General features: G+C 67.4%; 19 protein-coding genes and 2 pseudogenes. 9 read left to right on the top strand and 12 right to left on the bottom strand.

Annotation, left to right across the window (positions count from 1 at the left end; genetic code table 11):
- The first annotated feature begins 176 nt into the window (after window positions 1-176).
- The 4 genes from AC1RUS_RS08070 to glyS all read left to right on the top strand — a co-directional run bounded on the left by AC1RUS_RS08070 (window position 177) and on the right by glyS (window position 4,645).
- Window positions 177-527, top strand: coding sequence for a DMT family protein (locus tag AC1RUS_RS08070; RefSeq protein WP_492914811.1), 351 nt, complete (start codon window positions 177-179; stop codon window positions 525-527).
- An 84-nt stretch (window positions 528-611) separates the two neighbouring features.
- Window positions 612-1,538 (top strand): fasciclin domain-containing protein, encoded by a 927-nt coding sequence (locus tag AC1RUS_RS08065; RefSeq protein ID WP_492914809.1) that lies wholly within the window; start codon window positions 612-614, stop codon window positions 1,536-1,538.
- An 87-nt stretch (window positions 1,539-1,625) separates the two neighbouring features.
- On the top strand, window positions 1,626-2,510 hold the full coding sequence (locus tag AC1RUS_RS08060; protein WP_492914807.1) for a glycine--tRNA ligase subunit alpha: 885 nt from the start codon (window positions 1,626-1,628) through the stop codon (window positions 2,508-2,510).
- Between the two features lie 5 nt (window positions 2,511-2,515).
- Window positions 2,516-4,645, top strand: coding sequence for a glycine--tRNA ligase subunit beta (glyS, locus tag AC1RUS_RS08055; protein ID WP_492914804.1), 2,130 nt, complete (start codon window positions 2,516-2,518; stop codon window positions 4,643-4,645).
- Between the two features lie 3 nt (window positions 4,646-4,648).
- Here the strand turns inward: glyS and AC1RUS_RS08050 are convergent.
- The 6 genes and pseudogenes from AC1RUS_RS08050 to AC1RUS_RS08025 form a co-directional block, all read right to left on the bottom strand.
- A pseudogene (locus tag AC1RUS_RS08050) lies at window positions 4,649-4,764 on the bottom strand (hypothetical protein); the annotation flags it as partial.
- 24 nt (window positions 4,765-4,788) lie between these two features.
- Window positions 4,789-5,520, bottom strand: coding sequence for a DUF2334 domain-containing protein (locus AC1RUS_RS08045; protein WP_492914802.1), 732 nt, complete (start codon window positions 5,518-5,520; stop codon window positions 4,789-4,791).
- 11 nt (window positions 5,521-5,531) lie between these two features.
- Window positions 5,532-6,368: a glycosyltransferase family 2 protein gene (locus AC1RUS_RS08040; RefSeq protein ID WP_492914800.1), complete on the bottom strand. Its 837-nt coding sequence runs from the start codon at window positions 6,366-6,368 to the stop codon at window positions 5,532-5,534.
- Window positions 6,369-6,480: 112 nt separating this feature from the next.
- Window positions 6,481-8,925, bottom strand: a complete 2,445-nt coding sequence (locus AC1RUS_RS08035; RefSeq protein ID WP_492914798.1) for a TonB-dependent receptor — start codon at window positions 8,923-8,925, stop codon at window positions 6,481-6,483.
- A 69-nt stretch (window positions 8,926-8,994) separates the two neighbouring features.
- The gene (locus AC1RUS_RS08030; protein WP_492914797.1) at window positions 8,995-9,993 is read right to left on the bottom strand and encodes a FecR family protein; all 999 of its coding nucleotides are present in this window, start codon (window positions 9,991-9,993) and stop codon (window positions 8,995-8,997) included.
- Window positions 9,994-10,093: 100 nt separating this feature from the next.
- Window positions 10,094-10,585 carry an RNA polymerase sigma factor gene (locus AC1RUS_RS08025; RefSeq protein ID WP_492914795.1) on the bottom strand — a complete coding sequence of 164 codons (492 nt, stop codon included), beginning with the start codon at window positions 10,583-10,585 and terminating at the stop codon, window positions 10,094-10,096.
- A gap of 432 nt (window positions 10,586-11,017) precedes the next feature.
- Between AC1RUS_RS08025 and ppdK the strand changes: the two genes are divergently transcribed.
- Window positions 11,018-13,705, top strand: coding sequence for a pyruvate, phosphate dikinase (gene ppdK / locus AC1RUS_RS08020; RefSeq protein ID WP_492914793.1), 2,688 nt, complete (start codon window positions 11,018-11,020; stop codon window positions 13,703-13,705).
- A gap of 18 nt (window positions 13,706-13,723) precedes the next feature.
- Here ppdK and AC1RUS_RS08015 read toward each other — a convergent pair.
- Window positions 13,724-13,809 (bottom strand): annotated as a pseudogene (locus AC1RUS_RS08015) (hypothetical protein); the annotation flags it as partial.
- A 45-nt stretch (window positions 13,810-13,854) separates the two neighbouring features.
- On the opposite strand from AC1RUS_RS08015, the gene AC1RUS_RS08010 reads away from it, so the two are divergent.
- The 3 genes from AC1RUS_RS08010 to AC1RUS_RS08000 are packed head-to-tail and all read left to right on the top strand — an operon-like array spanning window position 13,855 to window position 16,032.
- Window positions 13,855-14,589, top strand: a complete 735-nt coding sequence (locus AC1RUS_RS08010; RefSeq protein WP_492914791.1) for an SAM-dependent methyltransferase — start codon at window positions 13,855-13,857, stop codon at window positions 14,587-14,589.
- A gap of 38 nt (window positions 14,590-14,627) precedes the next feature.
- A complete protein-coding gene (locus AC1RUS_RS08005; RefSeq protein ID WP_492914789.1) occupies window positions 14,628-15,089 on the top strand; it encodes a GlcG/HbpS family heme-binding protein in 462 nt (153 codons plus the stop codon).
- A gap of 13 nt (window positions 15,090-15,102) precedes the next feature.
- The gene (locus AC1RUS_RS08000; RefSeq protein WP_492914787.1) at window positions 15,103-16,032 is read left to right on the top strand and encodes a DUF4861 family protein; all 930 of its coding nucleotides are present in this window, start codon (window positions 15,103-15,105) and stop codon (window positions 16,030-16,032) included.
- Window positions 16,033-16,227: 195 nt separating this feature from the next.
- Here AC1RUS_RS08000 and wrbA read toward each other — a convergent pair whose 3' ends face one another.
- Window positions 16,228-16,827, bottom strand: coding sequence for an NAD(P)H:quinone oxidoreductase (wrbA, locus tag AC1RUS_RS07995; protein ID WP_492914785.1), 600 nt, complete (start codon window positions 16,825-16,827; stop codon window positions 16,228-16,230).
- A gap of 87 nt (window positions 16,828-16,914) precedes the next feature.
- Complete coding sequence (locus tag AC1RUS_RS07990; RefSeq protein ID WP_492914783.1) at window positions 16,915-17,613, bottom strand: pirin family protein; 699 nt, start codon at window positions 17,611-17,613, stop codon at window positions 16,915-16,917.
- 112 nt (window positions 17,614-17,725) lie between these two features.
- Here AC1RUS_RS07990 and AC1RUS_RS07985 point away from each other — a divergent pair, with 112 nt between their 5' ends.
- Complete coding sequence (locus tag AC1RUS_RS07985; RefSeq protein ID WP_492914781.1) at window positions 17,726-18,625, top strand: LysR family transcriptional regulator; 900 nt, start codon at window positions 17,726-17,728, stop codon at window positions 18,623-18,625.
- Here the strand turns inward: AC1RUS_RS07985 and AC1RUS_RS07980 are convergent.
- The 3 genes from AC1RUS_RS07980 to AC1RUS_RS07970 all read right to left on the bottom strand — a co-directional run bounded on the left by AC1RUS_RS07980 (window position 18,618) and on the right by AC1RUS_RS07970 (window position 22,614).
- On the bottom strand, window positions 18,618-19,118 hold the full coding sequence (locus tag AC1RUS_RS07980) for a hypothetical protein (protein ID WP_492914779.1): 501 nt from the start codon (window positions 19,116-19,118) through the stop codon (window positions 18,618-18,620). The genes AC1RUS_RS07985 and AC1RUS_RS07980 overlap by 8 nt on opposite strands.
- Before the next feature lie 262 nt (window positions 19,119-19,380).
- A complete protein-coding gene (locus AC1RUS_RS07975) occupies window positions 19,381-21,165 on the bottom strand; it encodes a beta strand repeat-containing protein (RefSeq protein WP_492914777.1) in 1,785 nt (594 codons plus the stop codon).
- Window positions 21,166-21,294: 129 nt separating this feature from the next.
- Window positions 21,295-22,614: an Hsp70 family protein gene (locus AC1RUS_RS07970; RefSeq protein WP_492914776.1), complete on the bottom strand. Its 1,320-nt coding sequence runs from the start codon at window positions 22,612-22,614 to the stop codon at window positions 21,295-21,297.
- Window positions 22,615-22,697: the final 83 nt, after the last annotated feature.

Genomic DNA, 22,697 nt, shown 5'->3' with positions numbered 1-22,697 from the left:
GGGCGACGATCAAGGAATTGGAAAGGAAATAGGCAAGCTGCGCGTTTTGTGAGCAAAGCGCGCGATCCTTGCGCTAAAAACCAGCGATCTTGACCCTGACGCCTGAGGTGGCGGGAGAGGAGCCCGTTGGTCTAGACTGAGCCTCTTCCAGTTCGATCGTCCCACGAGGTTTCCGTATGCCTGCTGCCTGGCTGAAGTTCGCGCCCTGGCTGATGCTGATCGCCTCGAACGTGTTTATGACCTTCGCCTGGTACGGCCATCTGAAGAACAAGAGCCTGACCCTGCCTCTGGCCATCGTCAGCAGCTGGTTGATCGCTCTGCCCGAATATATGCTGGCGGTTCCGGCCAATCGGCTTGGCCATCAAGTCTATTCGACAGCACAGTTGAAGACGGGCCAAGAAGCCATAACCTTGATCGTCTTCACGCTGTTCTCGTATTTCTATCTTGGCGAAGCGATGAAGTGGACGACATTTCTAGGTTTCGCCCTGATCGTCGCCGGCGCAGCCCTGGTGTTCTTCTTCAAGTAGTCGAACAACTGATCACGAGCCCGTGAGCTTGGAACCGAGTCGACGTCTCAGGCGTAGACCCTGCCAAGGAACAGGAGCTCCGCCATGATCATCCGTCTTCTCTCCGCCGCCGCCGTCGCCGCCTTGATGTCCGGCGCCGCCCTCGCCCAGACCGCCCCCTCCGCCGCCGACCAGACGCCCGCGCCGGCCAGCGCCGCCGCCGCGCCCGTCGTCGCCAAGGGCGACCTGGTCGAGACCGCCCGCGCCTCGGGCCAGTTCACCACCTTTATCAAGGCGCTGGACGCCACGAACCTGACCAGCGTGTTGAAGACCAACCAGAACCTGACGCTGTTCCTGCCCACCGACGCGGCCTTCGCGGCCCTGCCGGCTGGCGAGCTCGACAAGCTGATGCTGCCGGAGAACGGCCCGCAGCTGCAGAAGGTGCTGACCTATCACCTGATCAACGCCAAGGTGGACTCGGCCAAGATCAAGGGCGCCAAGGGTGAGGTGAAGTCGGTCGAGGGTTCGCCCCTGGTCCTCGACGGCAGCGGCCCGACCGCCATGGTCGACGGCGCCACGATCGTCCAGGCCGACGTGATGGCCAGCAACGGCGTGCTGCACGTGGTCGACAAGGTGCTGCTGCCCAAGGACCTGCCGGGCGTGCAGGCCAGCGCCGCGACGGATGAGGCCGCCACCGCCAATGTCTCGGCCACCGAGCAGATGGCCCAGACGACGCCCGCGCCGGCGCCCGCCGACTCGCTGACCAATCCGGCCATGCCGCCGGCCGCGGTCAATGATCCGAGCGCCCTGAACACCAACCCCGCCACCACGCCGTCGGCCTCGACCACGGCCAGCGACACCGCCGGCGTCGTGCCGATGTCGTCCCAACCGGCGGACGCCCAGGCCACCCTGAAGGCCGGCGACACCAACGTCGTCACCAACGGCCCGGTCGCCGACACCCCCGAGAACCGCGCCAAGTACGGCCTGCCCGACAGCAACGCCGGCAAGCGCACCAAGGCCAAGGGCAACTAAGCCCTTTCCGCGTCCCAACTTTGCTTGAAGCACATGTCGGCGGGCCCTATGGTCCGCCGACTTTTTTCTGGCCCTGTTCGGACACTGATGTCGCGCCCCAAGCCCACTTCGTTCCAAGCTCTGATCCTGACGCTCCATAACTACTGGAGCGAGCATGGCTGCGTGATCCTGCAGCCGCACGACGTCGAGGTTGGGGCGGGAACCCTGCACCCGGCCACCGTCCTGCGCGCCCTGGGTCCCAAGCCTTGGAACGCGGCCTATGTGCAGCCTTCGCGCCGTCCCAGCGACGGCCGCTACGGCGACAACCCCAACCGCCTGCAGCACTATTACCAGTACCAGGTGATCCTGAAGCCGAACCCGGCCAACATGCAGGATCTCTATCTGGGCTCACTGGAAGCCATCGGCCTGGACCTGCGAATCCACGACATCCGCTTCGTCGAGGACGACTGGGAAAACCCCACCGTCGGCGCCTGGGGCCTGGGTTGGGAAGTCTGGTGCGACGGCATGGAAGTCAGCCAGTACACCTACTTCCAGCAGGTGGGTGGCCTGGACGTCTCGCCGGTGGCCGGCGAGTTGACCTACGGCCTGGAACGTCTGGCGATGTACGTGTTCGGCGTCGACAACGTCTACGACCTGCCGTTCAACGATTCCGGCGTCAGCTATGGCGACGTGTTCCTGGAAAACGAGCGCCAGCACTCGGAAGCCAACTTCCACGGCTATGACGTCGCCGTTCTGAAGGGTCAGTTCGAGGACATGGAGCGCCAGGTCCCGCTGATGCTGGCCCGCCAATACCAAGGCAAGGCCCTGGTGCTGCCCGCCTACGACATGGTCCTCAAGGCCAGCCACCTTTTCAACCTGATGAACGCCCGCGGCGCGATCGCCGTCGCCGAGCGCGCCAGCTACATCGGACGCATCCGCGATCTTTGTAAGATGTGCGCCTCCGAGTGGGTGAAGCAGCAGGAAGCCGCGTAAATCACATGCCCCAGCTTCTCCTCGAACTGTTTTCCGAAGAAATCCCCGCGCGCATGCAGGCCAACGCCGCGCGCGACTTGGAGCGCATGGCGCGCGAACACCTGGCCGCCGCCGGCTTCCTGCCCGAGGCCCTGAAGACCTTCGCCGGTCCGCGCCGCCTGACCCTGGTGGTCGAAGGGCTGCCGATCGCCCAGGCCGACCGCAAGGAAGAGCTGAAGGGCCCGCGCGTCGGCGCCCCGCCGCAGGCCATGGAAGGCTTCCTGCGCAAGGCCGGCCTGACCCAGGACCAGCTGGTCGAGCGTGACGGCGTCTACATGGCCTTCATCGAGAAGAAGGGCCGGGCCACCGCCGAGATCGTCGCCGAGATGGTGGAAGCCATCGTTCGCGGCTTCCCGTGGCCCAAGTCGATGACCTGGGGCAGCGGCAAGCTGCGCTGGGTGCGTCCGCTCAAGCGCATCCTGTGCGTGCTGGATCGCGAGGTTGTGCCGTTCAGCATCGACGGCATAGAGAGCGGCGACGTCAGCGAAGGCCACCGCTTCATGCGCGTCGGCTATGGCTGGGGCGGCCAGCCCTTCAAGGCGCGCGACTTCGACGAGTACGAGAAGGGCCTCAACGACCACTTCGTCGTGCTGGACGTCGAGGAGCGCAAGGCGCGCATCCTGGAAGGCTGCAAGACGCTGTGCTTCGCCCGCAACCTGGAACTGGTCGAGGACCAGGGCCTGCTGGAAGAAGTCGCCGGCCTGGCCGAATGGCCCTCGCCGGTGCTGGGCGACATGGACCCGTCGTTCCTGGACCTGCCGGCCGAGGTGATCCGCACCTCGATGCGCACGCACCAGAAGTATTTCGCGGTGAAGAAGCAGGGCGAGGCCGGCCTGGCCCCGCACTTCATCACCATCGCCAACATCCAGGCCGCCGACGGCGGCAAGGTGATCGCCGAGGGCAACGCCAAGGTGCTGAGCTCGCGCCTGTCGGACGCCCGCTTCTTCTGGGACGAGGACGTCAAGGTCGGCTTCGAGGCCTGGCTGACGAAGCTGAACGGCGTGACCTTCCACGCCAAGCTCGGGACCATGGCGGAGCGCGTCGAGCGCATCGTCGCCCTGGCCGGCGAGATCGCCCCGCTGGTCGGCGCCGATGTCGAAAAAACCAAGGAAGCCGCGCGCCTGGCCAAGGCCGACCTTACCTCGGAAATGGTCGGCGAGTTCCCCGAGTTGCAGGGCGTCATGGGCGGCTATTACGCTCGCGCCGCCGGCCTGAACCTCGAGATCGCCGACGCGATCCGCGACCACTACCGCCCGCAAGGCCCCGGCGACGCGGTGCCTAACGCGACGGTCTCGGTGGCCGTGGCGCTGGCGGACAAGCTGGATACGCTGGTCGGCTTCTTCGCCATCGACGAGAAGCCGACGGGGTCGAAGGATCCCTTCGCGCTGCGTCGCGCGGCCTTGGGTGTGATCCGGATTATTCTCGACGCACAGAAGCGCCTCCCGCTCGAACACGTTCTCAAGCCCGTGCACTTGAGGGCTCATGAGGCCGCCCACGGCAATCAAACGGTTTTCGATGTCTCTGACGATGGTAGTTTGACGAACCCGCGATCAGTCGCGCTGAACCCTGCCGTTGTCAGCGACTTGCTGGTCTTCTTCGCCGACCGCCTGAAGGTCACCCTCAAGGACCAAGGCAAGCGCCACGATCTCGTCGACGCCGTGTTCGCGCTCGGCGATGACGACCTCGTGCGTATCGTCGCCCGGGTCGAGGCGCTGGACGGGTTCCTGAAGACCGACGACGGCAAGAACCTGCTGGCCGGCTACAAGCGCGCCTCCAACATCCTCAAGGCCGAGGAGAAGAAGGGCTGGAAGGCCGAAGGCGAACGCGACCTGCTGGACGACGCCTCGGCGCCGGAAGTGGCGCTGAACGACGCCCTGCGGATGGTCGAGCCGGCCCTGGCCGCGGCTTTGGCCAAGGAAGACTTCACCGGCGCGATGACCGAGTTGGCCGGCCTGCGTGGTCCGGTCGACGCGTTCCTTGATGGCGTTTTCGTCAATTCCGAGGTCGCCGCCGAACGCGACAACCGCCTCAAGACCCTGGCCGCCGTGCGCGACGCCATGGGCAAGGTGGCGGACTTCTCGCTGGTGGGCGGGTAAGCCCGACTTCCAAATCTTGTCATCCCGGAAAGCGCGCAGCGCTTGTCCGGGACCCAGGATCGCCGCAATGCGGTCGCCCCTGGGTCCCGGCTCTCCGCTTCGCTGCGGCCGGGATGACAAGTTTTATTGGATGAGAGTGAGCGCTAAAGCGCCCGCCGACTCACCGGCGTGAACGTCGACAGGAACGCCTCGAGGAACTTCCAGCTGGCCTCGTCGTGATCCAGGTGATGGGTCAGCAGGCCGATCGGATCATCCCACAGCCCGCGCACCCGGCGCTCTTTCATCAGCTTGCGGGCGCGCAACAGGAACTTCACGCCGCCGCGAAAGCGGGCTTCGGGTTTCCAGCGCATGACGTCCAGATGGGCGTCCACCCGCGGCGGCGCGGCGTCCGGCGCGCGGACCTCGCCGTAGCGCGACACCGTCAGGCCGTGGCGGACCAGCGCCGCGTCCAGCGTGGCGTGGGCGTTGTTCCAGGGCGGCACGAAGAGTTCGGGGGTCAGGCCGGCGCGGGCGAAGACGCCGATGGCCGCCTCGACCTCGGCGGCCACCGCCTCGACGGTGTCTTGATCATTGACCTCGCCCGAGGGCTGGCCGGCCGGCGCGCGGTTCTCGTGGCGAAACCCGTGGATGGCCAGTTCGAGATCGGGGGTGGTGGCGCAGGCCTCGACCAGGGCGGTCATGTCGCCGTCGGGCACCGCCGCCAGGGTCAGGGGCGCCCTGAACCGCCGCGAAAGGTGCAGCAGCCGATTCAGGGCCGGCCCCGGTCGGCGCGCGTCATCGTCGCGCCACCAGAACACCGGGGTCTTGCCACTCGCTCTCCAGCGCGTGAGTTCAGGCCCGACGAGGGTGGTAATCAGGATTCGGTGAAAAAGCATGCCATCGGAGACTAGCCCGAATGGCCAAGCCTGACTTCACTCATATCCATCGGCAGGCCGACAACGTCGCCGCTGACGTCATCATTTCGGGTCAGGTGCAGGATTTCCCGCGCCTTCAGGTTCGACAGCAGCGGATACAGTCCCGCCATCACGGCGATCAGGAAGCCCAGGTCGCCTTCGCGATAGCCCTTGCGCGAGATGTAGCACTTGTAGAAACGGCGCACGCCGCGGAACAGGTCGTTCCACAGGCTCTTGAGCTTGCCGCCGTCGGCCAGGTCCTGGCCGCGCAGGGCCGTGTAGCGGTTTAGGCGCTGGACCATGTCGGCGATGTCGTCGTCGACCTTGTGCAGGATCGGATTTTCCAGACGGCCGCCATAGACGCCCGTGAAGTTGGTGCCCGGATGGACGCGGTCGGCCTTCCAGGTCTTCACGCCCTTGCGGAACAGGCGCGCGACCGACGATGCGCCGAACGAGCCGCCCCAGCCGTGGCGGACGAGGCGGTCGCCGACGAAGTTGTCCACCGGCACCTGATACCAATCTCCCCCCGAAGCGGAATCGACCCTGTGACGCACTTCGTCGGCGAGTTCAGGCGTAACGGCCTCGTCTGCGTCCAGCTCGAGAATCCATTCGCCCCGGCAGGCCGCGACGCCCGCCGTCTTTCTGAGGCCTTCGACAGGAAAGATCCCCGAGATGACCCGGGCCCCCATCTGCCTGGCGATAGCCTCCGTACGATCGGTGCAGCGGTCAGCGACCACGACGATTTCGTCGCAGAAGGACAGGCGCGCGAGGCACTCGGCGATCCGAGCTTCCTCGTTGTGCGCGCAGACCAGTCCCGACAGCACCGACATTCCCAGTTCCCCCGACGCCGGCCAGATCCACAGGTGTGGTTAGCCCGTCATTGATAGGACGCCGCCGCGAGGCCGCCCCCTCAGGAGAAAATTCGTCAGTGGTCGAAGCGCCCTAGAAGGCGCGCGAGACATCCAGGATCCAGGTGCGCGGACGCAGGGGCGTCACCTGGCGTACCTGACCGAAACTGAAGGGGTTGCCGTAGGAGAAGGTGTCGCTGGAGGCGTTGGCGGGATTGGTCACCGCCGCCGCGACGCGCCAGGACCCGGAGGTCACCTGAGCGCCCAGGCGCCCGGTCACATAGCCGCCCATCGAGGGCGAGAAGCGCCGGTCGAAGGTCAGGCGCGAACGGCCGATATAGCCCAGCTGGGCGGTGAGGATCAGCGAGGTGTCGGCGCTGAGCCAGGTCTCGTGGCGGATCAGCGCGCCGGCCGACAGGTCGGGCACGCCGGGCAGGGCGCTTTGGGCGGCCGAGGCGAAGGTCGGGTCCACCTTTGTCAGGCGCGGACGGTTGAAGAGCGCGTTGGCCGACAGCGTGAGACGCTCAGTGGGCCGCATCACCGTCTCGAGCTCGAGGCCCGTGTTGCGGCCGTCGCCGACATTGGCCGTATAGGACAGGCCCGAGGACAGGTACTGGTCGGTCTGGATGTCAGTCCAGACGTCGTGGAACAGGGCCGCGCGCACGGTCATGCGGCCCTTGAACGGCTCGGCGCTGCCGCCGATCTCGTAGTTGCGCAGATGGTCGGGCTTGAACGACGACCGCAGCGCCGAGAGCGCCGAGGTGCCGCCGGTGTTGAACCCGCCCGACCGGAAGCCTTCGGAGGTCAGCAGGTACAGCATCCCGGTGTCGCCCCAGGGGTGCTGCAGCGTGAACTTCGGCGAGACGCCGCTGAAGGTCTGCTGGCGGTCGAACGCCCGCGACTGGGTCGACTGCACGGTCGAGGTTGTGCGCACGGTGGTGGTGAAGGCCCGGCCGCCCAGGCTGGCCGTCCAGCCTCGGCCCAGGTCGTAGGTGGCCTCGCCATAGATCGCCGTTTCGCGGCGCCGGTCGCGGCGGGCTTCCAGATAGACCAGACGCGACGGGTTGGTCGTGGTGCGGGCGCGCAGTTCGCCCGTCCCGTCTTCCTGGGTCACCATGCCGTAGAGGCCCACCAGCCAGCGCAGGCGTCCGGTGTCGGGCGAGGACAGCACGGCGTCCTCGGCCAGCAGCTTGATGTGGCTGGCCTCGTCGAACAGGCCCAGCTCGACGGCGTCCTCGCTGTCGGCGGTCAAGGCGGCGGTGGCGTCGAACCGGCTGGCGAACCGATGGACCACGTAGCCGGTCGAGGACTGGAACTGACCCCAGGGCCCTTCGCCGGTGATGGTCACTGCGCCTTGGCCGAACGCGTTCTTGTGGGTCTCGCGCACCCGGTTGGCGCGGCGCTGACCGCCCAGGGCGGGCGTCGTGTACTGGGTGTCGGTGGAGCGCAGGTCCTGGCGGGTGGCCGAGGCGGTCACCGACCAAGCCTCGTTCAGCTTGATCGCCACCGCCGCGCGCCCGCCGCGCCGGGTGGTGCGGTCCACGTTCGACAGGCGCAGATTGACGTCGTCGACATAGCCGCCCTCGGCGTCGCTGTAGAGCGCCAGCCGCAGCGCCGCCTTGTCCTGGACGATGGGCAGGTTGACCATGCCCTCCAGTTTCTGGCTGGGCGAGCCGGACTCGGTGGTGGCGATGCTGGCCAGGGCGAAGCCTGAGGCCGTGTCCAGGTCGGGCTTGCGGCTGACGATGCGATAGACGCCGCTGAGCGAGCCGCTGCCGTACAGCGAGCCCTGCGGGCCGCGCAGCACCTCGACCCGCTCGACGTCGATCAGCCGAAGGTCCGGATCGGGCGCGTTGTAGGTGAGGGGAACGTTGTCGAGATAGGTGGCGACGGTCTGCTGGGTGCGGCCCGTGAACGTGCCGTCCGACAGCCCGCGCAGCATGATCTTGTTGCGCGCCGCGCCCAGGTTGGTGGTGAAGAAGCCGGCGGTCTGCTGCGAGATGCTGGTGGTGTCGATCGCCCCGGTGTCGGTCAGGCGGCCTTCGGAGACCACGCTGATCCCGCCCGGCGCCGACCGCAGGCGGGTGCGGCGCTTGGTGGCGGTGACCACCACTTCCTCGATGGCCGCGACCTCATGCACCATGGGCGCGACCCTGGGCGCGGGCGCCGGCGCGGGCCTGAGGACGGAGAGGCGCACGGTCGAGGCGTCGACGATCTCGAACCGACACGCGCCGGCGGTGAGCTTGGTCAGGGCCTGGCTCAAAGTCAGGTTGCCCGACACGGCCGGCGCGCGGCCGCCGCAGACCTGGGCGCCGCCCAGGGTGACGCGCGCCTGGACGCCCAGGTCGATCAGGGCTTCCGAGCGGGCCTTGGCGGCGATCTGGATGCGGTAGCGGGGCGCGGACGCGGCCGACACGCCCGAGGCCAGCGCCAGGGCGGAGGTCAGGGTCAGCAGGAAAGCGGGCGTGCGGAACCACGCGCAGGACGCACGTCGATAACGGGATCGGCATAGAAACGGGAAGCCCGCGTTCGAGGTCATGCGCTCCAGCTCTGAACCCTAGAGCCGTCGCCTCGCCGCTAGAACGTTTTGGTTCGCTCCGACAAGACTCTAGCGCGCCCGGATCACGACAGCCTCGGGGGTCGTTGTGGCTTGGACGGGAAGCAGATTAGACAGTCGTCCAATCATCGCATCCTGCTGGTCCACGATCAACACACCCGAAAGTCGCAGGTTCGCGGCGCGCGCATCTCCCAGTTTAACGGGGCGATCAAAGAGCCTGTTCATGTCGGCCGCGATCGCCGAGAGCGGCTGGTCGCGATAGATCAGCCGGCCTTCGCGCCAGCCGAGGATTTCGTCGGTGGCCACGCTGGCGACCTGGGCGTCGGCCTGGCCTTCGACGTGCGAAAGGCCCATGCCGGGCTTCAGGCGATAGGGCGTGGCGGCGCGATCGGTGGTCGGGCGAACCTCGACCAGGCCGCGCTGGACGGCCACGGCGACCGCGCCGTCGCGGCGACGGACGTCGAAGGCGGTGCCCACCACGCGCACCTGGGTTTCGCCGGCGTCGATCAAGAGAGGCCGCTTGGGATCCTTGGCGACGTCGAAATAGGCCTGGGCGTCGCCCATGCTGACGTGACGCTCGCCGCGCTCGAAGCGGACGCTGATTCGCGAGGCCGCGTTCAGGTCGATGCGGGTGCCGTCCTCGAGGGCGATGGTCTTCCGCTCGCCGACGCCGGTGGAATAGACCGTCTCCTTGGCCGCGCCGGGACCGTACATCGGAACCAGAACCACGCCGGCCACGAAGGCCGCGGCGATCGCGCCGCCGGCTGACCACAGCGCCACGCGGCGCGACGCCTGCACCGGCTTGGCGGTGCGGAAGGGAATGATGACGCCGCTTTGCGGGCTCTCGGCCAGGCCGTCGCGATCGATCGAGCGGGTCAGCAGGCCGAACTCCTGGTCGAAGGCCAGGACCTTGTCATAGGCGGCGGCCTTGTCGGCCGAGCTGGACAGCCACGCATCGAACGCCAGCCAGTCGCCGTCCGTGACGGACGGCCCCTGGAGGCGAACCAGCCATTCGATGGCTGCGTCGATGTCGTTCTGAGCCCCGGTCATGCCGCCCTGTCCCGACGCCCGTGCGCGCCTCTACATATGTGAGACGCCGCCACGCGGCCGCTCCCTCCAGAAATTGCGCTCAAGACGCGAATATTCGTCATCACGTCCTCACCATCAACGCCTTCAAGGCCGCGCTTACGTGCTTCTCCACAGCGCTGCGGCTGATTCCCATGGTCGCGGCGGTCTCCGCATGGCTCAGACCGTCCAGTTTGTGCAGCGTGAAGGCCCTGGCCGTCTTGGGCGGCAGGGTCTTCAGCGCGGCCATCATCGCGGCGAGTCGTTGCCGACCGCTTACGACGTCTTCCGCCGAGGGAACGTCCGCGATCGGATCGCCGCCGATGGCCGTGGTCTGAGAGTCGCGCCAGCGCTCGTCGCGGGCGCTGGCGCGTGTCTGGCCGCGCAGGCGATCCAGCATCAGGTTGTTGGCCATCCGGAACAGCAGCGCCGAACTGTCCTCGCGCGCTTCCAGGTCGCCCTGGGCCTGAATCTTCAGGAAGAGGTCCTGCACCAGATCCTCGGCTTCGGCGGTCGAACGCAGTCGCGCCGCGAAGAAGCGAATGAGGTTGGCCCGCTTCTCGCCGTACAGCCGCATCAACGGCGTCTCGGTCGGCGGCGGAGAGGATCGAGGCGGCGACCCGGACAGAACGAGACTCCCAGGGTTTCGGCGACGGGATCGTTGAATGATTCACTTTAGGAGACCGGGAACCCACGGTCCAGCCGCCGATGGATTGAACGCGCGCGACGGCGAAGCTCCGTCTGGCGAACGCTTCTAAAATTTGTTGTTGGCGCGATTACGTCCAACCTTGTCAAAACGCGATCAAGACAACGTTGTCATTGAAATTATTTGCCGAATTTCGGCTCTGATCTCTGGAACGAAAAGCGCTGGTGGACGCCTTCTTTGCCAAAGTGCTAGTGAACGCCCCGGATATTGCAGTGCGGGATCACCGTTCCACGCTTTGTCCCAAGGCAAGACGATCACAAAGAAGATCGCGGCCTGTTTCACTTATCGCAGGGTGAATTCAAAATGCCGGTTGAGACGCTGACCAAAGCCCGTTGGGTCTATTCGTTCGGGGGAGGCGGCGCCGATGGCGACGCTTCGATGAAGAACTTGCTGGGGGGCAAGGGCGCCAACCTGGCGGAAATGTCCTCCTTGGGACTGCCGGTGCCTCCGGGCTTTACGGTCACCACCGAAGCCTGCGTGCACTACTACGCCAACGGCAAGCAGTACCCGGCCGAGCTGGCCCAGCAGGTCAAGGACGGCCTGGCGACGGTCGAGGGCCTGACGGGCAAGACGTTCGGCTCGGTGGCCAACCCGTTGCTGGTCTCGGTGCGCTCGGGCGCCCGGGCCTCGATGCCGGGCATGATGGATACCGTTCTCAACCTGGGCCTCAACGACGAGACGGTCGAAGGTCTGGCCAAGTTGTCGGGCGACCGACGCTTCGCCTATGACAGCTATCGCCGCTTCATCCAGATGTACTCGAATGTCGTGCTCGATCTGGAGCACCACATGTTCGAGGAGATCCTCGACGACCACAAGGATCGCCTGGACGTTCACGTCGACACCGGCCTCACCGCCGACGACTGGGCCGCAGTGATCAAGGACTACAAGGCCGCCGTGCAGGATCAGCTGGGCAAGCCGTTCCCGCAGGACGCCCAGGAGCAGCTCTGGGGCGCCATCGGCGCGGTGTTCGCCAGCTGGATGAACGACCGGGCCAAGTTCTATCGCCGCATGCACGACATCCCCGAGGCCTGGGGCACCGCCGTCAACATCCAGTCGATGGTGTTCGGCAACATGGGCGAAACCTCGGCCACGGGCGTGGCCTTCACCCGCAACCCGTCGAACGGCGACAGCCGCCTGTACGGCGAGTTCCTGATCAACGCCCAGGGCGAGGACGTCGTCGCCGGCATCCGCACGCCGCAGTCGATCACCAAGATCGCCCGCGAGGAGATGGGCGACACCAACCCGTCGATGGAAGAGGCGATGCCGGTCGTCTTCCAGCAGTTCAAGACCGTGGTCGAGACGCTGGAACGCCACTATCGCGACATGCAGGACATCGAGTTCACGGTGGAGCAGGGCAAGCTCTACATGCTGCAGACTCGCAACGGCAAGCGCACCGCCAAGGCTGCGTTGAAGATCGCCGTCGACATGGCCGCCGAGGGCGTGATCTCCAAGCAGGAGGCCATCGGCCGGGTCGAGCCGGCCTCGCTGGACCAGCTGCTGCACCCGACCATCGATCCCACCGCCCATCGCGACGTGATCGCCGTCGGCCTGCCGGCCTCGCCCGGCGCCGCCACCGGCAAGATCGTCTTCGACAGCGACGCCGCCGAAAAGGCCGCCGCCGCCGGTGAAAGCGTCATCCTGGTGCGCGAAGAGACCTCGCCGGAAGACATCCACGGCATGCACGCCGCCCGTGGCATCATCACGGCGCGGGGCGGCATGACCAGCCACGCCGCCGTGGTGGCGCGCGGCATGGGCCGGGCCTGCGTCTCGGGCGCCGGCGACGTCGGAATCTTCCCCAAGGAAGCCCTGTTCAGGGTTCGCGGCCGCGAGTTCAAGGCCGGTGAGATCATCACCATCGACGGTTCGACCGGGGAAATCCTGGTCGGCGCGCCCAAGATGATCGAGCCCGAGCTGACCGGCGACTTCGCCACCCTGATGGGCTGGGCCGACGAGGTCCGCCGCCTGAAGGTGCGCGCCAACGCCGAGACGCCGCTGGACGCCAAGACCGCCCGCCAGTTCGGCGCGGAAGGCATCGGCCTGTGCCGCACCGAGCACATGTTCTTCGACGACACCCGGATCGCCGCCGTGCGCGAAATGATCCTGGCCGACGACGAAGCCGGTCGCCGCACGGCCCTGGCCAAGATCGCGCCCTTCCAGAAGGCCGACTTCGTCGAGCTGTTCACGATCATGGAAGGCCTGCCGGTCACGATCCGCCTGCTGGATCCGCCGCTGCACGAGTTCCTGCCGCACACCGAAGAAGACGTCGCGGCCGTCGCCCAGGCCACGGGTCTCGACGCCGACAAGCTGCTGCGTCGCGCCAAGGAACTGCACGAGACCAACCCGATGCTGGGCCACCGCGGCTGCCGCCTGGGCGTTTCGTATCCCGAGATCTACGAGATGCAGGTCCGGGCGATCATCGAGGCCGCCTGCGACATCGCCAAGTCCGGCAAGGCCGCGCCGATCCCCGAGATCATGCACCCGCTGGTCGCCAAGGGCGAAGAGATGAAGTACCTGCGCGATTTGACCGACCGCACCGTCAAGGCGGTGCTGGCCGAGCAGGGCGTCACCATCGAATACATGGTCGGCACGATGATCGAGCTGCCGCGCGCCGCCCTGCGGGCCGGCGACTTGGCCGCGAACGCCGAGTTCTTCAGCTTCGGCACCAACGATCTGACCCAGACGACGTTCGGCATCAGCCGCGACGACGCCGGCAAGTTCCTGGGCGCCTACATCGACAAGGGCATCTTCGAAAAGGACCCCTTCGTCAGCCTCGACCAGGAAGGCGTGGGCGACCTGATCCGCATCGCCGCCGAGCGCGGCCGCGCGGCCCGTCCGGGCGTGAAGCTGGGCATCTGCGGCGAGCATGGCGGCGACCCCGCCTCGATCGCCTTCTGCGAAAGCGTCGGCCTCGACTACGTGTCGTGCTCGCCCTATCGCGTGCCGATCGCCCGTCTGGCGGCCGCCCAGGCGGCGCTGGCCAACAAGGCCTAGGCTCAACGCCTTGCGTGGTCCTCGCCCTTCGACAAGCTCAGGGTGAGGACCATTGCTAGCCTTCCGTAGATAACCTCATCCTGAGCTTGTCGAAGGACGAGGATCGGGCCCGCACTATCCGGGAACCGGTAGTTCTGGGGTGAGAAGACATGGCCTATATGCGCTGGCGGCGGTTCACCGAACTGCTCTCCCTGGACCAACCCTGGCTGGGCGAGGTCTTCATGCGCAAGCGGGGCAAGGCCATCGTCGCCGCCCCGGTCGAGAAGTGGGACGCCGAATACCAGGCCGGGCTTTATGACCGCCTGGCCCGCTCCGACCAGCGCCATCACCATCGTATGCTGGCCGCGATGATCGCCGATCGCTGGCCCAATCCGCGCGTGCTCGAGATCGGGGCGGGCGAGGGCGTGTTCTTCGAGGCCCTGCGGGCCCACAGGCCGGCCCGCTATGTCGGCGTCGACTTCTCCAAGCCCGCCGTCGACAAGGGCGCCGAACGCCTGGCGCCCGAGATCGCCGCCGGCCAGATCGCCATGCTGCTGGGCGACGGGCGCACCTTCAGGACCGACGAGACCTTCGACATCGTCGTCTTCTCCGAATGCATCGAGCACCTGGGCGAGGTCGAGGATCTGGTGGCTCACTATCAGCCCAACCTGACACGCGACGGCGCGGTGGGGTTGACCATGTGGCTGGCGCTAAAGCCCTTGCGGCTATGGCATCGCCTGAAGGCCATGGGCGAAGTGCTGGACGAGGCGGTGATCAACACGCCGTGGGGCGGCGGCTGGCTGACGGCCGTCGTGCGCACGGGCAAGCGCATGGGCGTGCAACTCGCTCTGCTTGGCATTTGGTTTAACCAATTTGATATTTTGGATAGACCAATTTTCGCCTAGCTGTATATCCGGAAGCCAGACTTCTGGGAGGAAGCACGATGTGGGCGCTTTTTGCGTTGGCCGCTGGTCTCGCCGCGACGCCTGAACCGCCCGTTCTGACCCTTCCCGTGGCGATCGACCTGGCCAGATCGGCCGTCGAGGTCTGCGCCGCCAAGGGTTTCCATGTCAGCGCCAGCGTGGTTGACGCCAAGGGCCTGCCGCTGGTGGTGCTGCGCGACGAAGCCAGTCCCAAGCCGCCGATCGCCGCGCCGCGCAAGGCCGCCACCGCCGTGCTGTTCGACGCGCCTGGCAGCGTCATGGAGCCGCGTGAGAAGGCCGACGCCGACTTCGCCGCCAGGATCGCCGCCGATCCGGACCATCTCAATCCGCATGGCGGCTCGCTGCCGTTGCACGCCCACGGCGTGCTGGTCGGCGGCCTGGCCATCGCCGACACCGGCCACGACACCGCCGACCAGTGCGCCCGCGCGGCCCTGGCCAAGTTCGCCGACCGTTTCCAATAGTCCGGAGTTTCCGATGTTGAAGAGCGCCTGCCTCGGGCTCGCCGCCCTCCTGGCCCTGCCGATGGTCGCGGCCGCCCAGACCACGCCGGTCCCGCCCAAGCTGGTCTCGGCGATGGAGAAGCCGGACGCCGAGGGCCAGAAGCCGCGCGCCAGCGTCGTCTTCGCGCCGTGGCGCTATGACGACATCCTCTGGGAGAACGACCGCACGGCCCACCGTATCTACGGCCCAGCTCTCCAGGCCTACGAGCCGCCGTCGACCTCGGGCATCGACGCCTGGGGCAAGGGCGTGCGCTGGCCGTTCATGGTGCGCCAGTTGAAGACCGGCCAGCAGCACGACTATCACGGCGAGGGACTGGACTTTTACAACGTCGACACCTTCCGCGGGGCCGGCGGTCTGGGGATCTGGCAGGACAACAAGCTGTGGGTCTCCCGCAACTGGAAGTCCCACGAGATCCTGAAGAACGGCCCTGACGTGGCGGCCTTCAAGGTGGACTACGCGCCCTGGCCGGTCGACGTGGATCGCAAGGTCTGGGAGACCCGAACCTTCACTCTGCCGATGGGCACCAACTTCACGCGGATGGTCTCGACCATCAGCTCCGACAAGCCGGGTCCGCTGGTGGTCGGTATCGGCATCAGCAAGCGCAAGGGTCCCAACGGCACGGGCAAGTTCGTCAAGGACCTGGCCCCGGGCCGGGTCTCGTACTGGGAGCCGACCGATCCGGACAAGGGCACGATGGGCGTCGCCCTGATGGTCGATCCCGCCTCTGTGGTCGAGGTGCGGGCCGACGCCGACAACTACCTCGTCCTGGTCAAGGTCGAGCCGGGCAAGCCGTTCGTCTACTACATGGGCGCGGGCTGGGACAAAGGCCTCGACTTCCACTCCAAGGACGAGTGGGAGGCCTACGTGAAGGCCCAGAAGCCGGACTTCGATCCCAAGCATTGAAAGCTGTCATCCCGGCCAAGCGCGCAGCGCGCCGAGCCGGGACCGCCGGAAACGCATGAGCTTGCCGTGGTCCCGGGTCTTCGCCCGAGATGACAAGCGCTGATGATCCCAAACGCAAACCGCCCCGAAGCCGTGAGGCCTCGGGGCGGTGCGTCGCCGTCCTAACCGGGGGAGGGAACGTGGACGGCGAAAGCCTTAGCCGTGCAGCTTGATCGCCGTTTCGGCGACCTTGCGGCCTTGGTAACGCGCGCCGACCAGTTCGTTCTCGGTCGGCTGACGCGAGCCGTCGCCGCCGGCGATGGTGGTGGCGCCGTAGGGGCTGCCGCCGGTCACTTCATCGATCTTCATCTGGCCGGCGTGACCATAGTCGAGGCCGACGATGACCATGCCGAAGTGCAGCAGGTTGGTGATGATCGAAAACAGCGTGGTTTCCTGGCCGCCGTGCTGGGTCGCCGTCGAGGTGAAGGCGCCGCCGACCTTGCCGTTCAGGGCGCCGCGCGCCCACAGGCCGCCGGCCTGGTCGAGGAAGCTGGCCATCTGCGAGGTCATGCGGCCAAAGCGCGTACCCGTGCCGATGATGATCGCGTCATAGTCGGCCAGTTCGGCGACGGAGGCGACCGGAGCGTCCTGGTCCAGCTTGAAGTGGGCGTTCTTGGCCACGTCGAGGGGCGCGGTTTCCGGGACGCGCTTGATGTCGACGGTCGCGCCGGCTTCGCGGGCGCCCTCGGCGACGGCCTTGGCCATCGTTTCGATGTGGCCGTACGACGAGTAATAGAGAACGAGAACCTTGGCCATCATGGCCTCCTGACAACGGATTGAGGGAAAAGGGGCGGGAAGAACCCTATGGGTCCGCCCCGCCCGGGGATTGAAGAATTCGACCGTTTAGGCCGCGTCGACCAGCACCAGTTCGGCGTCTTCGAGGGCCGTGACGGTGATCACGTCCTCGTTGGCGATCGCCGCGCCGTCACGGGCGTCGAGTTGGACCCCGTTGACGGTGACCGAACCGACCGCCGGCACCAGATAGGCGTGACGGCTCTTGCCCAGGTCGTAGGTCGTGCTTTCGCCGGCCTTAAGCGTGGCGCCCAGAACCCGGGCGTCGGTGCGGATCGGCAGGACGTCGCCGTCATTGTCGAAGCCGCTGGCCAGGGTCACGAACTTGCCCGAGCGGTCGCCCTTGGGGAAAGGCTTGGCGCCCCAGGACGGCGCGCCGCCCGTGCGGTTGGGCTCGATCCAGATCTGGAAGATGCGGGTGGTGTCGCTTTCCAGATTGTACTCCGAGTGACGGATGCCCGACCCAGCGCTCATCACCTGGACGTCGCCCGCCTCGGTGCGGCCCTTGTTGCCCAGGTTGTCCTGGTGGGTGATCGCGCCGCTGCGGACATAGGTGATGATTTCCATGTCCGAGTGGGGGTGCGGCGGGAAGCCCGTATTCGGGGCGATCTCGTCGTCGTTCCAGACCCGCAGGGCGCCCCAGTTCATGTTCCTGGGGTCGTAGTAGCTGGCGAACGAGAAGTGGTGCTTGGCCTTCAGCCAACCGTGGTCGGCGCCGCCAAGCTTGTCGAACGGTCTGCGATCGATCATGGCCTGAACCTCTGAATTCTGTGGGCGCCGCCGTCGGCGTCCTTGCTTGAGGTGAAGATAGCGATCAGGATCAGAACCGAAATAGAAACTATTGAAACGCATTGTTTCCAAAATGAGCAAACTTCCTGACCTTGAAGGCCTGGCGATCTTCGCCAAGGTGGTGGAGCTGCGGTCGTTCGCCGGCGCGGCCGACGAGCTGGGCCTGTCCAAGGCCACGGTATCGAAGGCCGTCACCCGGTTGGAAACGCGGCTGGGCGCGCGGCTGTTCAATCGCACCTCGCGACGCCTGGCCCTGACCGACGCCGGCCAGAGCCTGGTCGAGCCGGCGACGCGCGTGCTGGTCCAAGGCGAGGAGGCTGAGAACACGGCTCTGGCCCAGTCGGCCGCGCCCCGGGGCCTCGTGCGGCTGGCCGTGCCGATGTCGTTCGGGCTCAGCGACGTCGCGCCGGTGCTGCCGAGGTTCCTGGAGGCCTATCCCGAGGTCTCGGTCGACCTGCATCTCAGCGACGCCACCATCGACCTGGTCGGCATGGGCTTCGACGCCGCCCTGCGGATCGCGGCTCTTCCGGACTCCTCGCTGGTCGCCCGCCGCCTACGGCCGGTGAAGCGCTACGTCGTCGGCGCGCCGGACTATCTTGAGCGGCGCGGCCGGCCGACCCATCCGGGCCATCTCGCCGAGCACAGCTGCCTGGGCTACGCCTATCTGCCGACGCTGGACACCTGGCGGTTCGTCAACGCGGCGGGCGAAGAGGCTTCCGTCCGTCCCGCCGGGCCGCTGCGGGTCAACAACGCCGACGCCCTGATGCCGGCCCTGATCGCCGGACAAGGCTTGGCCGTCATGCCCGACTTCATCGCCCGCGAGGCCCTGGCCGACGGCCGGCTGGAGGCGGTGATGACCGACTGGAGTCCGCCGCCCATCGCCCTGCACCTGGTCATGCCGCCCGGCGGGCCCAGGCCCGCGCGCGTGGAGGCGCTGACGGCGTTCCTGGCCGAGACCCTGAGGTCTACTTGATCCGCCGGAAGGTCAGGGCTTGGTCGGGCGGGCCGGGCAGGCCGTCGACGTCCTGCTCGATCTTGATGGTGTCGGCGTCGACCAGCCAGACCTTCATCGACTGACGCCGACCCGACTGCCCCTGGGTGACGACATTGACGCCGCGCGGGCCGTCACGCGTCACGCTGATCTTGACCGCCGCCATGTTGACCACCGCCCAGGCCGTGGCGCCGTCCAGCCTGGCGTCGGCGAACTGGATCGCGGCCACGCCGTCCTCGTCGTTCTCGACCAGGGTCCAGGCCAGCATCACGCCGTCGTCCTTGGTGATGTCCAGCTCCGCCGTCGTCGGCGCGGCGCCGGTCATCGACTCGTTGAAGCGCGACGCCGGCAGGTCCAGCGCCCAGCGGCCCAGGGCCCCGATCGGCCCGCTCTGTCGCGCCTGGGCGGTCGGGACCAGGGTCGAGGCGGTGAGGGCGATGGCGAGGGGGATCGCCTTGAGCATTGCGGATTTCATGGACGGCTTCCTGGCGGCGCAGGCGAAAGATAGGCGTGGCGGACGGGAACACAAAGGGTCGGACCGCCCGCTCCGGATCGGGGGAGACAAGGGAGCGGGCGGTCGCCATGGACCCGGCGAGGCCGGGGGAAGCGGCCAGGTCCTGTTCTGGAAACCGGAGGGGGCGGGGGAAGTTCCCTGAACGTCGCCACTCTGCGCGCTCGCCGGTCGTCGCGATTGCGGTTTCCAAGCGCCGTTTGAACGGATCGCGCGCCGATCGCGCCTAGAGGCTCTCGACCTGGGTGGGTGTCAGGGCGCCGACCTGCACCGGTGTCATGGCCTCGATATTGGTCGTCGACAGCCAATCCAGCTGCGTGACGGTCAGGCCCGGAATCTGGGTGGGCATGAGGTAGCCGACCTGCGTGGTGCTGAGCCCGGCGATCACCGTGGTCGACAGCGAGCCCAGCTGCGTCGAGGCCAGGGACGCGATCTGCGAGCCGCTCAGCTCGTCGAAGTCGCTCTGCTTGAGGCTGCGCACCTGATAGGCCGACAGGCCCTTGATCGCCGTCGTGGTGATCGAGGCGACCTGGGTGGCGTCCAGCGCCGCCAGGTTGGTCACCGACAGCGCGCCCAGCTGCGAGGCGGTCAGGCCGCCGATCTGGGTGGCTGTGAATTCGGCGATGTCCGTCGTGCTCAGGCCGGCCAGCTGGCTGGCGGCCAGGCCGCCGACCTGGGTCGCGGTCAGGCGCTGGAAGGCGGTGGCGTCCAGGCCCGCGACGTTGGTCGCCGACAGTCCGCCGATCTGCGTGGCCGACAGCCCGCCGACCTGGGTGGTCGACAGCTCGGCGAAGTCCGTGGCGGTCAGGCCGCCCAGCTGCGTGACGCTGAGACCGCCCAGCTGCGTGCCGGTCAGGGCCGCGATCTGCGTGCCGCTCAGCGAGTTGAAGCTGGTGGTCGACAATCCGCCGACCTGCGTCCTGGTCAGCTGGCTGAACTGGGTGGCCGACAGGCTCGACAGGTCGGCCGTCAGGCCGCTCAGCTGGGTGCTGGAGAGCGCCGCGAGCTGGGTGCTGGACAGGCTGTCGAGCTGAGAGACGTTCAGGCCGGCCAGATTGGTCGACGAGACGCCGCTCAGCTGCGTGGCGCTGAAGCCGTCGATCTGGGCCGCCGACAGCTCGGCGAAGTCGGTGGCGCTCAGGCCCTGGACCTGGGTGTAGGTCAGGCCTGACAATTGCGTGGTGCTGAAGCCCGCCACCTGGGTGGCGTTCAGCGACGACAGCGAGGTGGCGTTGAGCCCGCCGATCTGGGTGGCCGTCAGCCCGCCGATCTGGGTGTCGGTCAGGCCGGTCATCTGGGTGGCGCTCAATCCGGCCACTTGCGCCGCCGACAGGGCGCCCAGTTGGGTGGTGTCGAGGCCGCCCACCTGCGCGGCGCTGAGGCCGCCGATCTGGGCGGCGCTCAGCCCCTTGATCTGGGTGGTCGACAGGCCGTCGATCTGGGCGTTGCTGAGCGCGCTCAGCTGGGTCAGGCCCAGGGCCCCGACCTGGTCGGCGCCCAGCGCGCTGATCTGGGTCGACGACAGCTCGCCGATATCGGTGGCGGTGAGGCCGGCCAGATGCGTGGCGGTGAGGCCGGTCAGCTGACTGCCTTCCAGCGAGGCCACCTGGGTGGCGTCGAGCGTGGAGAAGCCGGTCGCCGACAGACCGGCCAGCTGCGTGGCGCTCAGGACGTCCAGGCGGCTGGCGTCCAGCTGGGCCAGCTGGGTCGAGGTCATCGCGCCCACCTGGGCGCCGCTGAAGGCGGCCAGCTGGTCGGCGTTGAACATCACATTGGCGGCGAAGCCGGGGATCTGGGTCGCCGACAGACCCTTCACCTGGGTCGAGGACAGCGCGCCCAGCTGGGCCGCGTCCAGGGTCGCGACGGCGCTGGCGTTCAGCGCGCCGACCTGGGTGCCGGCCAGGGTGGCGATCTTGGTCGTCGACAGGCCGTCGATGATCTGTTCCGGCAAGGCGGCGATCTGCGCGGCCGAGAGATACGAAATCGGCAAGGGCTCGTCCTGGTCGAACACGGGCAGATCGCGGGGGACGATCTGGACCCGTTTTCGAAACGTACGAGGTCAAGGTTAGGTTGAAATGAAGATTCGGTCCACGCGACATAGTAGACCGTAAGACGTCACGGCCTGGGCCTTGGTCCGTGTTCAGACGGCCTTGCGGCTCCAAAGATCCAGATCGTTCTCGCGACCAATCAGCGCCAGACCCGAGGCGATGGATTCGAACTCGCCGCCGCTCTCGACACGATCGGCCGCGAACCGGCGCAGGAAGATCTCGCGCACGGCCGGAACGAACGAGCTGCCGCCGGTCAGGAACACCCGGTCCACGGCCTCGGGCGCGAGGTTGGCGCTGGCCAGGGCCTGGTCGACGGCGGTCTCGATGGCCGCCAGCTCTGGCGCGATCCAGCCTTCGAACGTCGAGCGCTCGACCTCCTGCTCGATCAGGATCGAGCCGGCCTCGAAGCGGAACGTCGCCCGCGCGTTGGCGGACAGCGCCTCTTTCAGGCCCGAGACCGAGCGGTAGAGGGCGTAGCCGTGATTGTCGTCCAGCACCTCGATCAGGCGGCTGATCTTCTCGGGCTCCAGGGCGGTCTTTTCCAGCGAGCGGATGTCGCGCATGTCGCGCGAGGCCCGCAGCAGGGCCAGCTGGTCCCAACGGGCGAAGGCGGTGTAGTAGCGCTGCGGGATCGGCAGGCGGTTGTCGAAGGCCCTGTACAGCGAGCCCTTGCCCAGCGCGGGCGAGACCAGCTGGTCGATGATCCGGTAGTCGAAGGCGTCGCCGGCCACGCCCACGCCCGAATGGCTCAGCGGCGTTGAGCGCAGCGAGCCGTCGGCCTCGCGCTCGAACCGGACCAGCGAGAAGTCGCTGGTGCCGCCGCCGAAGTCGGCCACCAGCACGGTGGCGTCCTGCTTCAGTTGGCGGGCGAAGAAGAAGGCCGCCCCGACCGGCTCGTAGGCATAGCGGATGTCGGTGAAGCCCAGGCGCTGGAAGGCGGCGTCGTAGCGCTGCAGGGCCAGGGCCTCGTCGGGATTGCCGCCCGCGAAGGTGACGGGCCGGCCGACGATGACGCGCGGCGGCAGCTCGGCCATGGCGTCGCCGGCGTGCTCACGCACCTTCAGCAGGAACGCCGCCAGCAGGTCCTCGAACAGGTAGCGCTTGTTGAGGATACGGGTCTCGGTGAAGGCGGCGCTGGCCGCGAAGCTCTTGAACGACTGGATGAACCGCGTCTCTAACGGATCCTCCAGATAGGCCTCGATCGCCCACGGACCGGCCTCGACCACGCGCTCGTTGGCCTCGCCGTTGTGACCCTGAAGGCTGTGGAAGCTCAGCGCCGAGCGGAAGGCGAAGAGATCGCCGCCATTCGTCGGAAACCGCACCAGGCGCGCGGGGCCATCGCCGTTCGTCATCGAGACGACGGTGTTGGTGGTGCCGAAATCGATGCCGATCGTCGGCGGGGCGCCGGACATGGGAAAGCCAGGGTTCGAGGGTGGGGCGTGCGTCGTAGCGGCTGAGCGCCGGGCGTCAAGCGCGCGAGTGACGCGGAGGCGAT

The organism is Caulobacter sp. GW821-FHT10F06 (assembly GCF_058809215.1).
Note: the sequence above shows the minus strand (reverse complement) of the source record. Positions and strands in the feature narration are given on the sequence as shown.

Excerpts from the sequence above, each read along its gene's own strand:
- AC1RUS_RS08070 (WP_492914811.1), top strand. The coding sequence starts at position 177 with ATGCCTGCTGCCTGGCTGAAGTTCGCGCCCTGGCTGATGCTGATCGCC.
- AC1RUS_RS08065 (WP_492914809.1), top strand. The coding sequence starts at position 612 with ATGATCATCCGTCTTCTCTCCGCCGCCGCCGTCGCCGCCTTGATGTCC.
- AC1RUS_RS08060 (WP_492914807.1), top strand. The coding sequence starts at position 1,626 with ATGTCGCGCCCCAAGCCCACTTCGTTCCAAGCTCTGATCCTGACGCTC.
- glyS (WP_492914804.1), top strand. The coding sequence starts at position 2,516 with ATGCCCCAGCTTCTCCTCGAACTGTTTTCCGAAGAAATCCCCGCGCGC.
- AC1RUS_RS08045 (WP_492914802.1), bottom strand. The coding sequence starts at position 5,520 with ATGCTTTTTCACCGAATCCTGATTACCACCCTCGTCGGGCCTGAACTC.
- AC1RUS_RS08040 (WP_492914800.1), bottom strand. The coding sequence starts at position 6,368 with ATGTCGGTGCTGTCGGGACTGGTCTGCGCGCACAACGAGGAAGCTCGG.
- AC1RUS_RS08035 (WP_492914798.1), bottom strand. The coding sequence starts at position 8,925 with ATGACCTCGAACGCGGGCTTCCCGTTTCTATGCCGATCCCGTTATCGA.
- AC1RUS_RS08030 (WP_492914797.1), bottom strand. The coding sequence starts at position 9,993 with ATGACCGGGGCTCAGAACGACATCGACGCAGCCATCGAATGGCTGGTT.
- AC1RUS_RS08025 (WP_492914795.1), bottom strand. The coding sequence starts at position 10,585 with ATGCGGCTGTACGGCGAGAAGCGGGCCAACCTCATTCGCTTCTTCGCG.
- ppdK (WP_492914793.1), top strand. The coding sequence starts at position 11,018 with ATGCCGGTTGAGACGCTGACCAAAGCCCGTTGGGTCTATTCGTTCGGG.
- AC1RUS_RS08010 (WP_492914791.1), top strand. The coding sequence starts at position 13,855 with ATGGCCTATATGCGCTGGCGGCGGTTCACCGAACTGCTCTCCCTGGAC.
- AC1RUS_RS08005 (WP_492914789.1), top strand. The coding sequence starts at position 14,628 with ATGTGGGCGCTTTTTGCGTTGGCCGCTGGTCTCGCCGCGACGCCTGAA.
- AC1RUS_RS08000 (WP_492914787.1), top strand. The coding sequence starts at position 15,103 with ATGTTGAAGAGCGCCTGCCTCGGGCTCGCCGCCCTCCTGGCCCTGCCG.
- wrbA (WP_492914785.1), bottom strand. The coding sequence starts at position 16,827 with ATGGCCAAGGTTCTCGTTCTCTATTACTCGTCGTACGGCCACATCGAA.
- AC1RUS_RS07990 (WP_492914783.1), bottom strand. The coding sequence starts at position 17,613 with ATGATCGATCGCAGACCGTTCGACAAGCTTGGCGGCGCCGACCACGGT.
- AC1RUS_RS07985 (WP_492914781.1), top strand. The coding sequence starts at position 17,726 with ATGAGCAAACTTCCTGACCTTGAAGGCCTGGCGATCTTCGCCAAGGTG.
- AC1RUS_RS07980 (WP_492914779.1), bottom strand. The coding sequence starts at position 19,118 with ATGAAATCCGCAATGCTCAAGGCGATCCCCCTCGCCATCGCCCTCACC.
- AC1RUS_RS07970 (WP_492914776.1), bottom strand. The coding sequence starts at position 22,614 with ATGTCCGGCGCCCCGCCGACGATCGGCATCGATTTCGGCACCACCAAC.